This is a genomic window from Providencia vermicola (assembly GCF_010748935.1).
Classification (GTDB): Bacteria; Pseudomonadota; Gammaproteobacteria; order Enterobacterales; family Enterobacteriaceae; genus Providencia; species Providencia zhejiangensis.
This window is the reverse complement of the sequence record NZ_CP048796.1, coordinates 2,808,151-2,824,004: the sequence shown is the minus strand read 5'-3', so window position 1 is coordinate 2,824,004 and position 15,854 is coordinate 2,808,151. Positions and strand designations below refer to the sequence as shown.

The 15,854-nt window shown below is 38.8% G+C and carries 13 protein-coding genes and 2 tRNA genes; 12 read left to right on the top strand and 3 right to left on the bottom strand.

What is annotated here, in order from left to right; all coding sequences use genetic code 11:
* Positions 1–33 precede the first annotated feature (33 nt).
* The 3 genes from G3341_RS12790 to G3341_RS12780 all read right to left on the bottom strand — a co-directional run bounded on the left by G3341_RS12790 (position 34) and on the right by G3341_RS12780 (position 2,753).
* Positions 34–522 carry a DUF4822 domain-containing protein gene (locus tag G3341_RS12790; RefSeq protein WP_154621837.1) on the bottom strand — a complete coding sequence of 163 codons (489 nt, stop codon included), beginning with the start codon at positions 520–522 and terminating at the stop codon, positions 34–36.
* A gap of 188 nt (positions 523–710) precedes the next feature.
* On the bottom strand, positions 711–1,694 hold the full coding sequence (gene glpX / locus G3341_RS12785) for a class II fructose-bisphosphatase (RefSeq protein ID WP_154621836.1): 984 nt from the start codon (positions 1,692–1,694) through the stop codon (positions 711–713).
* Positions 1,695–1,829: 135 nt separating this feature from the next.
* Entirely contained in the window at positions 1,830–2,753 is a 924-nt protein-coding gene (locus tag G3341_RS12780) for an AEC family transporter (RefSeq protein ID WP_163862274.1), read from the bottom strand.
* Between the two features lie 579 nt (positions 2,754–3,332).
* On the opposite strand from G3341_RS12780, the gene G3341_RS12775 reads away from it, so the two are divergent.
* The 12 genes from G3341_RS12775 to G3341_RS12720 all read left to right on the top strand — a co-directional run bounded on the left by G3341_RS12775 (position 3,333) and on the right by G3341_RS12720 (position 15,854).
* Positions 3,333–6,065, top strand: coding sequence for a DUF2339 domain-containing protein (locus tag G3341_RS12775; protein WP_244316432.1), 2,733 nt, complete (start codon positions 3,333–3,335; stop codon positions 6,063–6,065).
* Positions 6,049–7,527, top strand: coding sequence for a DUF3999 family protein (locus G3341_RS12770; RefSeq protein ID WP_244316431.1), 1,479 nt, complete (start codon positions 6,049–6,051; stop codon positions 7,525–7,527). The genes G3341_RS12775 and G3341_RS12770 overlap by 17 nt, the downstream gene beginning before the upstream one ends.
* 208 nt (positions 7,528–7,735) lie before the next feature.
* Positions 7,736–8,017, top strand: a complete 282-nt coding sequence (locus tag G3341_RS12765) for a hypothetical protein (RefSeq protein ID WP_154624558.1) — start codon at positions 7,736–7,738, stop codon at positions 8,015–8,017.
* A gap of 192 nt (positions 8,018–8,209) precedes the next feature.
* On the top strand, positions 8,210–8,470 hold the full coding sequence (locus tag G3341_RS20905) for a GFA family protein (protein WP_348273351.1): 261 nt from the start codon (positions 8,210–8,212) through the stop codon (positions 8,468–8,470).
* A 206-nt stretch (positions 8,471–8,676) separates the two neighbouring features.
* A complete protein-coding gene (gene psiE, locus G3341_RS12755) occupies positions 8,677–9,093 on the top strand; it encodes a phosphate-starvation-inducible protein PsiE (protein WP_154624556.1) in 417 nt (138 codons plus the stop codon).
* A gap of 292 nt (positions 9,094–9,385) precedes the next feature.
* Entirely contained in the window at positions 9,386–10,939 is a 1,554-nt protein-coding gene (locus G3341_RS12750; protein WP_154624723.1) for an AbgT family transporter, read from the top strand.
* Positions 10,940–10,972: 33 nt separating this feature from the next.
* Entirely contained in the window at positions 10,973–12,205 is a 1,233-nt protein-coding gene (gene pepT / locus G3341_RS12745) for a peptidase T (protein ID WP_154624724.1), read from the top strand.
* 220 nt (positions 12,206–12,425) lie between these two features.
* Positions 12,426–13,112 carry a LuxR C-terminal-related transcriptional regulator gene (locus G3341_RS12740; protein ID WP_154624725.1) on the top strand — a complete coding sequence of 229 codons (687 nt, stop codon included), beginning with the start codon at positions 12,426–12,428 and terminating at the stop codon, positions 13,110–13,112.
* A complete protein-coding gene (gene uvrC, locus G3341_RS12735; RefSeq protein ID WP_163862268.1) occupies positions 13,079–14,911 on the top strand; it encodes an excinuclease ABC subunit UvrC in 1,833 nt (610 codons plus the stop codon). Before G3341_RS12740 ends, uvrC begins: the two co-directional genes overlap by 34 nt.
* 57 nt (positions 14,912–14,968) lie before the next feature.
* The gene (gene pgsA, locus G3341_RS12730) at positions 14,969–15,517 is read left to right on the top strand and encodes a CDP-diacylglycerol--glycerol-3-phosphate 3-phosphatidyltransferase (RefSeq protein ID WP_154624726.1); all 549 of its coding nucleotides are present in this window, start codon (positions 14,969–14,971) and stop codon (positions 15,515–15,517) included.
* 163 nt (positions 15,518–15,680) lie between these two features.
* A tRNA-Gly gene (locus G3341_RS12725) sits at positions 15,681–15,756 on the top strand.
* Positions 15,757–15,780: 24 nt separating this feature from the next.
* Positions 15,781–15,854: transfer RNA gene (locus G3341_RS12720), tRNA-Cys, on the top strand.

The window sequence follows — 15,854 nt, the reverse complement described above, 5'->3', positions numbered from 1 at the left end:
GCCGAAACAGGCCCTTTTGTTATTTATGAAAAATTATTTTTTCACTTTATGGACGATATCAACATATTTTGAGGTATCGTCTTGTGATGGATAGATGCGGTAAGTGTATTCCTCTGGAGTCACCGTCACGTTTTCGACAACGCGAGTAAATAATACTTCACCCTTATCATTTTTGGCGGTAAGGGAACGGCTTTTTCCATCTTCACTGAATGACCAGTCACCTTGCATTTTCGGCTTACCCTCTAAAGTGGTCATCTTAAAAGTACCATCTGGGTAGTATTCCGCAAGTCCGAAGAAATTAGCCACTTGCTCATTGGCAGGGTCAACACGTTTTTTGTCTTGATCAAGTGCTTCTGTTGTCACCCACACTTTATCTACCATGATATCTTCATACGCATTGAGTTTCTTTTCGACAGAAGCTGATAAACCAACAGAGGCTGTTGAATTTGTATTAGCTTGGACTGTGAACGCCGCAACACTAGACAGCGCAATGATAGCGGCAATAAAAGGTTTCAATTTCATAAATACTCCATTATTAGATGACATTATAGATTGATTAAAGAGAGTCCTTATATAAAACTAGAAGATTAATGATGAAATGTGAAGGCGTAAATTATTGCCAATTATGTCTATCGTATAGTTATCTTTACGCAATAAATGCGTGTGAAGAAACTGGTACTTAACCAAAATACCAGTTTTAGGAGAGGCCGTTAGTTGAAGTGACGGTTGTTAATTATTTTTAATGAACGATTATTACCATTAATTAATAGTGTACTTGAAGTACGGCCATTCGCGTTATAAGCGATCCCTGACATTAATACGGTAGGAGTAATGGCGGTGGCGGCAAACATAACATCATCGGTACTGACCATCGTCTCTAACGTCAGTATCTCGCCGATAGCGACACCCATTTGCTGGCAACGTAACGCTTCTTGTTCGGCTAATAATCTATTTTCTGGGCTATCGCCTTTCGCTAAAGTTCGGGTAACTAAGCGGGCTTGCATGTCTCCACCTAGCGCACGTGCAATAGCAGCACTAATAATCCCTTCGGGGGCACCACCCGTGCCATACATCATATCGATAGGTTGCTCTGGCAATATAGCTAATAGTGAAGCTAAAACATCGCCATCGGGGATGGTAACAACATTCACGCCAAAATGACGTAGTGTTTGCATAATATGCTGGTGGCGAGGCTTATCTAAAATAGCAATTGATAGATCAGCAATGGGTTTATTGAGTGCAGATGACAAATTCTCAAGGTTTTTTTCTAATGGATTGGCAAGATGGACCGCACCTTTAGCCTCTTTGCCGACAACCAATTTTTCCATGTACATATCTGGTGCTTGTAAAAGAGCGCCTGTTGGGGCTGCGGCTAGTACCGCAATCGCATTATGTTCATTACAGGCAACCATGCGCGTACCATCGATAGGGTCAACAGCGATATCTAACTTCTGTTTTGCAGAAGGGTTTCCAACCTGTTCCCCAATATACAGCATAGGCGCTTCATCAATTTCACCTTCACCAATCACCACTTGCCCGTGAAAATCAATGGCGTTAAGGCGATTACGCATTGCTTCGACGGCGGCTTTATCTGCCGCATGTTTATCTTGTTTACCCACCCAATCGTGAGCTGCTAAAGCTGCAACTTCTGTAACGGAAGCGATTGCATAAGCTAGTTCATCGCTAATTTGCATTATTTATTCCCTGAATAGTAAAACATCATATCTAGACATATAATACTTTTTTTGTGATCTATCTGGCAAATCGTTGGTGAGGAAAGCGGCTGGAGAAATAAAAGAAAAGCAGGCTATTAGTAGCCTGCCTGTGTGTTATAGCGCTTCAACGATCGCAATACCGCCAATAATCGAAATTAAAGCGGCGAGTGTACTGAGTAATACGGTTCCTGCCGCAGTCTCAGTATAAGCCTTATTACTGATGGCTAATGCTGGAACGGCTGTCGCTGTCGGCAATACCCCAATAATAAAGGCAGATTTTAACATATCGCCTTGTAAGCCAAGAGCAATACCGGTTCCCAGTATTAAGGCAGCTTGCATAAAGTTCTTCACAAAGACGTTGAAAACGATCTCGACGCTAATTTTTAGCTTAATTCCAGACAGTAGTAAGCCTAGGAAGAATAATGCGACCCCTCCCGCTGTTTTACCTAATTCGTTTACTGAGTTTTGCAGTATTTCAGGTAACTTAACGCCAAAAATAGCGAATAAGGCACCTAGAATAGGTAGGAACACTAACGGTTGTGCGACGGCTTTACCAATTGATTTTAAAATACCGTTGTTTTGTTGCTTGCCACTAATCAGCAACAGGGTAAAAGGAATGATAATAATGGTATAAATTAAATTTCCTAGCACCATCGCAATAAGACCAGATGAACCTACTGTTGCTAAAAGCACCGGTGGCCCACAGTAGGCCATATCAGGGAAAGAAACGGATAGCGCTTGCATCGCTGAGTCTTTTTTATTATGTCGGAAAAAAACTTTACCGACTAAGAAACCGATTATATAAGAAACGATCAAGCCAACAGCTAATGCTAATAGATAGTCAATATTGAGCAGCACAGAAGGTGGGGCTTGTGCTGCGGCAAGGAATAGGGCAAAAGGTAGTGCAATTTTAACAACAAAGTCAGCAAATGCTTGGGAATATTCACGTTTTATAAAGCCGTATTTTCCTGATAGCCAACCGACCGCTAAACCGAGAATGATTGGTCCAAGTGCGGCCATTATTACTTGTAATAACATAATGTCCTCATGAGATGAAATAAAATATTACCCGAATAGACAAATTATGACGCACGAAAATTCACCACTTAAAAAATTATCTTATTTAGATAATCTTATTTGTGCTGATTTCAAGTGTACGGGCAGTACCTCTTTTAGTGGTAGTGTTCACTGTATTATTAATTAGCGCTAATTTTTAATAACGCAAATATATAAATATCACAAATAAATTAGAAAATATGGAAAAATAATCATTATCTATTAAATAAGGTCGTTAATGACAAAAAAAGAGGTTCTTAATAATAAGTAAACATAAAATGAGGGTCATTTTTACAATAAAATAACGCTATTTTAGAACAGTCTTGACTCGACTACGGATAGTGACCTACTGTTCATAATAACTCTTTTTTTGACTAGTATTTTGAGGTATTGTTCAGCCTTGGCTTTAATTTGTAATAATTTATTACAGCTAGTTGGCAATAGGTAGAATGCTATCTACACTAGTCCAATATTTAGATGCTCTTTTTTGGCTAATTTAATGATGAGGGAAGCCTATTTGTGGATATTTTGATACTAGTAGGGTTCGTAGTTATTCTTTTAATGGTAGTTTCACCTATACTTGCCATTATTGCGATGCATCGCGTAAGTCGAATGAGATCTCAGCTATCAGAGTTAAATCAACGCGTTATTTCATTAGAACAAGCGTTAAAGCCTGATGCTGGGAGCTTGGAAAATAGCCAATCGGAGCTAGTCCATACAGCGGAAATGGCCTCGTCAGAAAAAAAACAAACGCCGCCAATTTTATTTCAAGAAACTCCTCATTATCCACACAGTTTAACTGGTCATTCAACCACAAATGCATCATTGGAGCCGCATTCGCAAACTGGCGTAATAATGTCAGCACAGGAATCGCAAACACCCGTGGATGTTAATCGCTTTGAGCGTCGTGCAAATAATAAAACGCAATTACAAAATGACAGTAATTGGTCTTTATTTAGTCACTTTTTTAGCTGGGTTTGGAAAGGTAATCCGCTTGCTAAAATCGGTATTTTATTATTATTTTTTGGTATCGCATATTTATTGAAATTTGGCGTACAAAATAACGTATTATCCCCACAATTACGTTTAATAGTCAGTTCGATTGGTTGTTTGTTACTGCTTGGTATCGGTTGGTATTTACGGCATAAAAAGACGTTATTTGCATTAATATTACAAGGTGGCGCCGTAGGGTGTTTTTATATAACCGTTATTGCAGCATTTAAAATGTATTCGCTACTGCCATACGGTATGGCATTTGTGGCAATGCTGATAATTTGTGCCGTCAGTATTGTGCTTGCCTTATCGCAACGAGCGATCAGCTTAGCGATTTTAGCCTCGCTCGGCGGATATTTAGCACCTATCCTGCTGTCTACTGGTGGTGGTAATCATATATTTCTCTTCTCCTATTATTTGATGCTATCTGTCGCTATCTTAATTATTAGTGTCTGGCAAGCTTGGCGCCCGCTTAATCTAGTCGGTATGTTTATGACTTATTTTGTCGCGGTTCTATGGGGTTGGGAATACTATCAAACTGACTATTATGTCTCTAGCCAAATTTTTCTTATTGCAAATTTGATTGTCTTTAATGTGTTAACGCAACTATTTGCTTTACGTTACCCACATGATAAGCAATTAGTTGTTGATAATACGTTATTATTTGTACCTCCTTTTATTAGCCTTGCGATACAGTATGCTATTTCTTGGCAAATCAATGTTGTTCCTGCATTTGTTGCATTGTTGCTTGGCGCATTTTATTTATTGGCCGGTTTCCGGATCCATAAAAAATATGCAGCCATCGGAAAAGAACTTGCATTGGGAAATATGATTATTGGGGCAAGTTTTGTCTCGTTAGCGATACCCTTGGCGCTTTCATTCGAATGGACATCTATTATTTGGTCTATTGAAGGGCTATTGCTGCTGTATTATGGGTTTTCGGTACAAAATAAAAAATTGTCTACAGTTGGAGTATTGCTTATTTTAGTGAGTGCGATAACGCTATTAGGTGGTTTCTCACTATATACTTGGAGCCGTTCCAGTGTTTATATGGTTCCTGTTTTGTTAGCAGCCTGTTTTAGTGCAGGGGCTATGTTCCATGTTCGACGTGAAACGTCAACCAACTTCAATATTGTGAGCCATGGGTTATTACTTCTAGGATTAGCCGTTTGGTATTTTTGGCTCCCAGCCATAACGGATATTTTGTCTTGGAGTGGGGAATCTGAAAGCTTCATCATTATGGCATTAGTGATTATTTCTGCCTGGCTCTGGCGAATATTAGCCATTAAAGCTGATTGGATTGCACTATTATTGTGTCAGTCCTTTATTTGGCTGGTGGGGTATTACTATCTTGCCGTAGATTTTATTCAAGATGAAAACCCTATGGGTAGAGGAGAGGGGTCTCTTATTTGGCCCGTCATGTTGGGTAGTTCGGTGTTATTCGCCATGCATGCCCAAAAAGCGCATTATATTTGGATGCAACGTATTCTCCATGGCGCAACATTTTGGCTAATCATCGCGTTTATTGCGGCACAAGTGAATTGGTTTGTTGCGATCCTCCCTTGGGGGATGAATGAGTTAGGTTATTTTATTTATGTCATGACGATAACCTTAACGACGCTAGTGTTGTATTGGCTACAAAGCCAAAAAATGCCACCAATGAAGCGAAATGGTATTATTTATTGGTATAGCTTCTTGCCAGTTATTCTTGTGCTTATTGTGTTGTCATTTGTCGCTAATTTAGAGGATGGCAAACTGACATTCTGGAATTATGTTCCTCTGATTAATCCATTAGATGAAGCTGGGTTATTTAGCATCGCATCATTACTATTGATGCGTCGTGGTTTAGTACAAAAATTGAAAAAAATAAGGGTGTTCGATCTCTGGGTTATTAGGGGATTAAGTCTTGCTGCTATTGTTCTGAGCATATTATGGTTTAATGGCATTATGCTTCGAGCAATATCTGATTTTGCCGAGATTAACTGGAATGCTCAAGCACTCTTTGATTCTCGCTTGGTGCAAACTATTCTTTCTATTAGTTGGTCATTAGCTGCTTTAGCTTTTATGATTTTTGCCAGCCTCAAACAAAACCGTCTCAGTTGGCTGTTTGGCGCGGGAATTTTTGCCTGTGTAGTCGTGAAATTATTCTTGGTTGATATCTATGGGCAGGACGGTTTATTCCGCGCTATAAGCTTTATTGTTGTCGCAATACTTATTTTAGTTGTTGGTTATTTTTCTCCACTACCACCAAAAATGGCTCAAGAGAAAGGACTTAATGAGGCTGATGATGAAACTAAATAAAAATCCAAGGAGTTGGCTGGTATTTGTGATGCTAGCTTTTTTTCTCTTATTCTCGGGGACAATTTATGCCGAAAATAAAAAAATATTAACACCTTATGATTTTTATCAGGGGGTTGAGTTAAAAGAGTCCAGTCATAACATTCCATTTGCTTGGGTTGAACTTCCCGTTGAAGCCTATGTTAATTCTGCTTACCCTAAAACGTTACAAGATGTCAGGGTATTTAACGGTACGGGTCAGGAAGTGCCTTCTGCGCTCTTTTACCATTCAGAAGAAAGCAGTCAAACATCACCAATTCGTTTCTCTTTACAGCCTTTAATGACGCGTGAAGAACAATTAAACTTAAAAGAAGAAACAGAGGACGATAAACAGTATCTTTTGGTGGAAACCATACCGAATAAACTGACTCGCCTAGAATTACCCTCTATACAACAGTCGAAAGATACACGGTATCAAGCTTATCTTTTAACTCGCCAACAGGATCAACAAGCTCTTTTCCCTGCTCAAACATTAAATTTAGAGTGGGGAAAGAGTGATCAAGATTGGCAAGGCAAAGCATTTATTTATGCTAGTGATGACAAACAACATTGGGTAAATATTTCAGCTTATCAGCCAGTGATGAATCTCAGCTCGGATGTCGGTGTTATTCAAAATAATACAATTGAATTATTAAAGGGGAATGATTCAGCGCTAAGTGCGCCTTATCTAATGGTGATTATTGTTACGACTAAAGATACAACCCTACCTGAACTCAAGACAGTACAGGGAATTGGTAAAACATTCCATGCAACAAGACAGCAAGAAATTTGTCGTTTTATTACTCAGAATGAAGGTATCTCTTTAAATCAATTAATCTACCGTTTACCTTCACCTCAGCCATTGAGCTCAATTGTCATTCAGTTACAACAAACAAATCGCGTAATTCCATTACAAATTGAATATGCCTCTAATTCAGGCGAAAATTGGCTACCGTTGACAAATATGGTTGCTTACCATCAAGTGAATAATGGAGAACAAACTCGTAACCCAGAGATAGCGTTAAATGACTTAATGATTAAAAAACTGAGGATTACGGCATTGAAAGGGAGCTGGGATGATAAGCCCCCTTATATAGAAGGAAAACGAGATGCGGTTAATTTAGTTTTTAATGTACAAGGTGCGTCGCCTTATTTATTAGTTTGGGGGAGTCACCTCGCTAGTATGGATGGGCTAAATTACCAAGAGCTTATTGAGCAATCATTAACGGTTGAGCAGCTCATGCATAATTATCCTGAATTATCACTCGCAAAAGAAGTTATTGAGTTAGGTGGTGAAGAGCAGTTAACCATCAATGGCTCAGAGGGTAATAATTTTGATTGGATGATCCTTGTTATCTGGTTGTTGTTAGGGATTGGGATTATTGCCTTACTGTATTTCTGTTGGTATCTCTTAAGAGAAATTAACACTAAATCGACTAAAAAATAGCACAATGCATTATTTGTGTTCCTGAATCAATAAAGTGGGTGAGTTAAACGGCTTCATCCACTTTATTATTATTTGGCCAGCCTATTCTTAAATAAAAAAATCTACCACACTAAAAAATTTACAATTTTTTCCAAATGATTACCTTCAGACAGTATATTTTGATGCGGTAATGCGCTAAAACAAATACTTGGAAACAGGAGGGTGACCAATGAAAAGAGGTTTTTTTTCAAAGCTATTTATCGCTATTGCATTATTAACTAGTGCTTCTATCGTTGCACAAGCAACGGATACTGTGAATTTGCATGATTACGAAAAAGTGAAAATAGTATATTCATTGAAACAGGATAAAATGCAAGATTCAGGTGATATTGAATCACTACGTGAACGAGTAGAAGTCAATCGCGCAGAGCTAGAGGAAATGAATACAGACCGTCGTCTTAGTGATCGACAATTCCGTATTCATCATAAAAAAAATCGCTTTTTTCATTAGCCGATTCTATAGTGATACAACAACGTTAATAATAAAAAGGAACGACCCTGTATCAGGGGCAATGCCTTTGTGGGGCGGTAAAAATAGTCGCGTCTCAGCCTATCGATAAAATCAGTGTCTGCCATTGCAATAGCTGTCAACGTTGGAATGGCGGCCCTAGTTTTACTCTTGATTGCAAAGAGGATGTGATTATTGAAGGGGGAAAATAGCGTAACGCGTTTTGCCTCATCGCTGTGGGGGGAACGTGCATTTTGTCAGCGATGTGGTACACATTTATATTATCACTTTCATTCACCTTCTTCTTATTATGTTTCCGCCGCTTTATTTGCAGAAAGTCGCCATGCTAATCTTGCTATGCAGATATTTGTTGATAGCAAACCTAACTACTATCACTTTATTGAAATAATACCAATGCTGACAGAGCAAAATATGATAAAGTTGATGAATAAATAGACTATGTAGAGAGCGTTGCTGCGAGCTATTCAAAATATTATCGGTTTTGTTTTCCTTCTATCCTGTTAATGTCATAAATATCGATTACAATAAATAAAAAGACTTATCACTTGTTATAGATATTCATTTAACGCTGTTTATTTGATATAAAAAAGATAGATGAATGCCCTATAGTAATATGACGCCTAGTTTAGGAAATTTAACTAATGAATAGTATGAGAAATATGCGACATGCCAGCAATATCGCATGGGTATTGCAATGGGTGCTGAATATTGGATTGATAGCATTAGCGATCGTACTTGTTTTCTTTTTGGCTAAAGAAACATACACCATGGCATCTTTAATGTTTAGTGGGCAGAAGGAAGCAACAGCTTATGAATTATTAGAAGGAATTGTCATCTATTTCCTTTATTTTGAGTTTATTGCTTTGATAACTAAATATTTTTTATCTGGTTACCACTTCCCATTAAGGTATTTTATCTATATCGGTATTACTGCCGTGATACGCTTGATTATTGTCGATCACAGTGACCCCATGACGACGTTACTTCATGCTGGCGCGATTTTAGTTTTAGTGATTGCTCTTTATATCGCCAATACCGAAAAACTCAAACGAGAGTAGAATATTTAAAATAATTTTTGTTTATAAAAAGGAATGTTACACATTCCTTTTTCTTATATTTCTTTAGTTAAAATATAGCCATTAATATCTTAACTAAAAAATTGCCCCTTACCAAAAGCCTGTTCTATTTTAGTGGAAAACATTAAGTAATTTGCAATGATAAATTATCTTAATGCAAGTGTGGGCAACTGGTTTATCCTGTTAAATATTCGAAAGAAAGTATTTTACTTTTTATAAAGGGTTATTTAGTGTGTAAAAGTTTATTACTCTAATAACTTAAGTACTTGCGAATATGACAACAAATACACTCCCTAAAAAAAAGGGCTTCTTAAATCGCGTTGAGCGTATTGGTAACGTTATGCCTGACGTTACAATGCTATTTATTTATGCCTTGATAATCTGTTGGTTTTTATCTTATTTACTCTCATTTGTAGATTTTAATTACTACCATCCAGTGTCAAAAGAAAAAATATCTGTCGTAAATATGTTTAACTATGAGGAAATCATATTATTCGTTACGTCGGCAGTGAAAAACTTCATTAACTTCCCACCTCTTGGAATAACAATCGTTGCAACTTTGGGGATAGGGATCGCTGAGAGTAGTGGCTTTATCAATACAGCCTTGAAAAAAATGCTCTCGTTTATTACGCCAAAAATGCTGACACCAACAGTGGTTTTTGTGGGTATCGTTTCTCACATCGCGTCTGACTCCGCTTATGTTATTTTAATGCCGGTCGCAGCGATGATGTTCTACGCAAGTGGTCGTCATCCATTAGCAGGTATAGCCGCCGCCTTTGCAGGCTTAGCGGGTGGGTTTACAGCAAGTTATACACCTTCAATCATTGATCCAATTATGCAGAGCTTTACACAAGATGCAGCGCAAATGATGGCTCCAGGCTATAGCGTTAATGTCTTATGTAACTATTTCTTCAGCCTTGGTGGTACGTTTGGTGTTATTTTTACGTGTTGGTTCATTACTGAAAAAATTGTCGAACCTTGGCTAAATAAAAACTGCCCAATTACAACAAGCCAAGTTGATACTGACGCAGAGCAAAATTTAGGCAAAATTACGCCGTTAGAAAATAAAGCATTTCGTGTATCAGGCCTTGTTGTGCTTGCACTGGCTGCTGGTTTATTTGCTTTATTATGGCCAGAGAATTCATTATTACGAGGTCCTGACGGTAGTTTGACTAGCCCGAAAGCCCCAATAATGCAAATTGTTGTGCCATTGCTGTTTATTTTCTTTGCATTGCCGGGCATTGTATATGGTTATATGACTCAATCTTTCACATCGACTAAAGATGTTGTGAAAGCGATGGAAAATATTACTAAGTCATTAATTCCATTTATTGTATTTGCTTTCTTCGCGGCGCAGTTTCTATATTCATTTCAGCATTCAAACCTCGGCACATTATTGGCGCTATCGGGTGCTGAATTATTGCGTACCTTAGATATGCCTTCAGAATTGACGGTATTCGGTGTCATTTTATTGACTGCAATATTGAATATTATGATCACATCAGCAACTTCCAAATGGGCGATTATGGCGCCTGTTTTGGTACCCATGTTGATGGCGGTTGGGATCTCTCCGGAACTAACACAAGCGGCTTTCCGCGTGAGTGATTCAGCGATGAACGTCAGTACACCGATGTTCCCATTCTATCCGTTGATTTTGATGTATTGCCAAAAATATTACAAAAATGCTGGTATTGGAACACTTTGCTCGATGATGATACCGTTCACGGTCGGCTTGTTGGTAACATTAACTGCGACGTTGTATCTGTTCTGGGCATTTGATATTCCAATTGGTTTTGATAGTGGTTACACATGGCAACCAACGCCATAAATAAGTTGGCGGATTGAGTAAAAGGAACAAAAAATGAATGAATTAGGTAAACAGCTTGAACAACGTTTCTTTCGCTATCTAGCAATAGAAAGCCAAAGTGATGCAGCAGCAACGGTTGTTCCAAGCACGGAAGGGCAACGTGATTTAGCAAAATTGCTGGCAAAAGAGCTAGAAAGCTATGGTTTAAAAGATATTTATATCGATGATCATGCTATTTTGTACGCGGTTCGCCCTGGTAATAATCCTTCAGCACCGAAAATTGGTTTCGTGACCCATTTAGATACCGTAGATGTTGGATTATCACCCGTCATTAAGCCTCAAACCTTAAAATATGAAGGTAAAGATCTGTGTTTGAATGCACAAGAAGATATTTGGTTTAAAACAGCAGAGCACCCAGAAGCGGCACCTTATGTAGGGGAAGAGATTATTTTCAGTGATGGCACGAGTGTACTCGGTGCCGATAATAAAGCGGCGGTCACTGTTGTTATGGAGTTAATGGATAAACTGCAATATGCTGATTTTGCATGTGGCGATATCTACGTTGCTTTCGTTCCTGACGAAGAGATTGGGTTGCGCGGCTCAAAAATCATGGACTTGTCACGCTTTAAAGTCGATTTCGCTTACACTATTGATTGCTGTGCATTGGGCGAGGTGGTTTATGAAACCTTTAATGCGGCTTCTATTGATGTTTCGATTAAAGGAATAACCGCACATCCAATGTCTGCAAAAAATGTGTTGTTAAATCCAATTCGTGTGGCGCATGACTTTATTGGTTGTTTTGACCGTTTTGATACGCCTGAGCATACAGAACAGCGCGAAGGCTATTTTTATGTGACTGACTTAGTAGCCAATCCGGATAATGCAAAAATTAAAATGGCTATCCGCGATTTTGACCGTAATAGCTATGAAGCTCGTAAGCGTTATATCGGTGAAGTGGTTGAGTTGATAAGAGCACGTCATCCAAAAGCAAAAATTGAATTCAAAATAGAAGATGTGTACAGCAACATTAGTGATTCACTAGGTAGTGACCGTACTGCTATTGATTTAATTTTTGACGCGCTAAAAATTCAAGGCGTCGAGCCAAATGTTATTCCTATGCGTGGAGGCACTGATGGTTCAGCTCTGTCAGCAAGAGGGATTTTAACGCCTAACTACTTCACGGGTGCGTTGAATTTCCATTCTCGTTTTGAGTTCTTACCATTAAGTTCTTTCGAGAAAAGCTATTTGGTTTCAGAGAGCATTTGCCGCTTAGTCGGCCAAAAATAGTTTATGACAAGTCGTTTCTCTCATTATCAAATAACCATGTTTATGCATGGTTATTTTATTTGTATTCAGTATGGTTTTTAAAAATCCATTTTTAATTTTTATTAAACTGCGGAATATTAAATCCATCGGCTAATGATGAAATAAAAAAACTGTATTTTATCTTATAAAATTGCTATTTATGGAGATGGATATTAACGTGCAATAACATATAGAGAAATAAATGATTAATATTATAATTATTGACGATAATAATATTTTAATTCGCGGGCTGGAAGCTATTTTTAATCGTCATAAACGCTGTCATGTTGTCGCGTCATTTCCCTTTATCGAGCAAGCCATTTCGTGGAATAGAAAACAAAAAGCCAATATTATCTTAATTAATAGCGATAATTGCCAATTTGAATCATTAAAAAACTTGCAAACCTTAAGACGGACTCAACCTGATGTCGGAATTATCATTTATAATATACACAATCACTATGCTTTTTTATTAAAGGCTCTTGAGCTTGGGATCCAAGGTGTGTTGAGTGCAAAAATTGAAATTAATGAATTTTTAGAAGCCATACAGATAGTCAATGCGCGCAGTAAAATTATTTCCCCCGATATTGCACAAGCCATCGCATTGAAACGCATTCATCAAAACGATCAGACGGATATCTATGAGTTATTATCCACTCGTGAACTTGAAATCATGCTCTTCATCACTCAGGGGATTTCGACCAAACAGATTGCACAGCTTCTTAATTTGAGCCCTAAAACGGTAAATACCTATCGATATCGAATGTTTGGTAAACTTAATATCCGTAGTGATGTAGAATTAACTCATATTGCTATCAGCTATGGGTTAATCGTAGCCAAACAGGGTTTATTAGGGTGTCAGAACAGTTCGAACCAAAAGCTTTCTTAAAAACAGTCACCAATCAACCTGGCGTATATCGAATGTATGATGCTGGGGGAACAGTCATTTATGTTGGAAAAGCTAAAGATTTAAAAAAACGGCTTTCCAGTTACTTCCGAACGACAGTCAGTAGCCGAAAAACTGAGCAGCTAGTAAAAAACATTGCCTCTATTGATGTGACGATCACACACACAGAAACCGAGGCCTTGTTACTTGAACATAACTATATCAAGCTTTATCAGCCACGCTACAATGTTTTGTTGCGGGATGACAAATCTTATCCTTATATCTTTTTAAGTAAAGAAACACATCCGCGACTCTCTATGCACCGTGGAGCAAAACACGCGAAGGGGGAATACTTTGGTCCGTTCCCTAATTCCTACGCGGTTCGCGAAACATTAGCGCTGATGCAAAAATTGTTTCCAATTCGTCAATGCGAGGATAGTGTTTACAAAAACCGTTCAAGGCCTTGTTTACAGTATCAGATAGGTCGCTGCTTAGGGCCTTGTGTTAAAGGGTTAGTCAGCGATGAAGAATATGATCAGCAAGTCAATTACGTACGTTTATTCCTAACAGGCAAAGACCAACAGGTCTTAACAGGATTGATAGAACGGATGGAAAAGGCAAGTCAGGAGCTGCGTTTTGAAGATGCTGCACGTTTTCGCGATCAAATTCAGGCCGTACGCGCAGTCACGGAACAACAATTTGTTTCTGGTGATGGTGAAGACCTTGATGTTATCGGTGTTGCATTCGAATCAGGGCTTGCCTGTATTCATGTGTTATTTATTCGACAAGGTAAAGTATTGGGAAGCCGTAGCTATTATCCAAAAGTTCCAGCAGACACTTTACTTGAAGAAGTAGTACAAACTTTCTTAGGGCAGTTTTATTTGCAAGGCAGTGAAAATAGAACATTACCCGGTGAAATCCTCTTAGATTTTTCATTACCAGAAAAAGAATTGCTAGCGGACTCTTTATCACATATTGCAGGTCGAAAAGTGCAGATCCAAACCCAACCTCGAGGGGCGAGGGCGCGCTATTTAAAATTAGCTCGAACGAATGCGCTTACTGCACTACAAACTAAGCGTGCTCAGCAATCAACCATTCATCAAAGAATGGCATCTTTAGCAAAAATTGTGGGTATGGATGCCATAGCACGTATGGAATGTTTTGATATTTCCCATACGATGGGAGAGCAAACGGTCGCATCGTGTGTTGTGTTTGATAAGAATGGTCCCGTTAAATCAGAATATCGACGCTATAACATCACAGGAATTACTCCCGGTGATGACTATGCAGCCATGCATCAAGTTTTAACCCGTCGCTATGGTAAGCATCTGGATGAAAGTAAAATACCCGATATTATTTTTATCGATGGTGGAAAAGGGCAATTAGGGCAAGCGAAAGATGTCTTTGATTCACTGGATGTTGATTGGGATAAAAATAGACCTCAACTTATTGGCGTTGCAAAAGGGAGCGATCGCAAAGCGGGCCTTGAAACGCTATTTTTTAAGCCTGAGGGCGAGGGCGTAGCTTTACCGCCTGATTCACCTGCATTACATGTGATTCAACATATTCGTGATGAGTCACATAATCATGCGATAACAGGACATCGCCAGCGTAGAGCAAAGGTAAAGAATACCAGCGCGTTAGAGTCAATTGAAGGTGTTGGACCAAAACGTCGTCAAATGCTACTAAAATATATGGGAGGCTTACAGCCACTGAAAAATGCGAGCATAGAAGAGATAGCAAAAGTGCCCTCGATCTCATACGCGTTGGCAGAAAAGATTTATAATGCATTGAAACAGTAGGTGTCTTAGGGCACCATACTTATTAAATCCAATTTGGTCAAAAAGTTACTGAGCATGATGAAATTAAATATTCCTACGTGGTTGACCCTGTTTCGTGTCATCTTGATACCGTTTTTTGTGCTAGCTTTTTATTTACCTGTAAGCTGGGGCCCATTTGTTTGTGCATTAATTTTTGTTATTGCCGCAGTAACAGATTGGTTTGATGGTTATTTAGCGAGGTTATGGAAGCAAACAACTAAGTTTGGTGCCTTCCTAGACCCTGTTGCTGATAAGGTGATGGTGGCGACGGCATTAGTTCTTGTCACTGAAAGTTTTGATGTTTGGTATGTTACCTTACCTGCCGCCACAATGATTGCACGTGAAATCATTATTTCATCATTAAGAGAATGGATGGCTGAAATTGGTAAAAGAAGTAGTGTCGCTGTGTCTTGGATAGGTAAATTTAAAACAACTGCTCAAATGATGTCTTTAGTTGGGTTGTTATGGCGTCCAAATTTACTTATTGAGAATCTGGCTATCGCATTATTGTATGTTGCCGCTATTTTAACGTTCTGGTCAATGTATCAATATTTGAAGGCTGCATGGGCAGATTTGAGCGAAGCTTGATCGAAATGATTGAAAAAACAGCGAACGAACGGTTTTAAGTGATTTTTTTAAATAATTGTGTTGACTCAAAATGTGAAATCAGTAGAATGCAACGCATCGAACGGCAACACGGTTTACGAAAAAAAATAAGTAAATCAGCCAGTTTGAAAAGCGAAAGCTTTAGGCGGGAATAGCTCAGTTGGTAGAGCACGACCTTGCCAAGGTCGGGGTCGCGAGTTCGAGTCTCGTTTCCCGCTCCAATCTCAGTAAGAGATTAAGAAGAAGGCGCGTTAGCAAAGCGGTTATGCACCGGATTGCAAATCCGTGTAGCTCGGTTCGACTCCGGGACGCGCCTCCA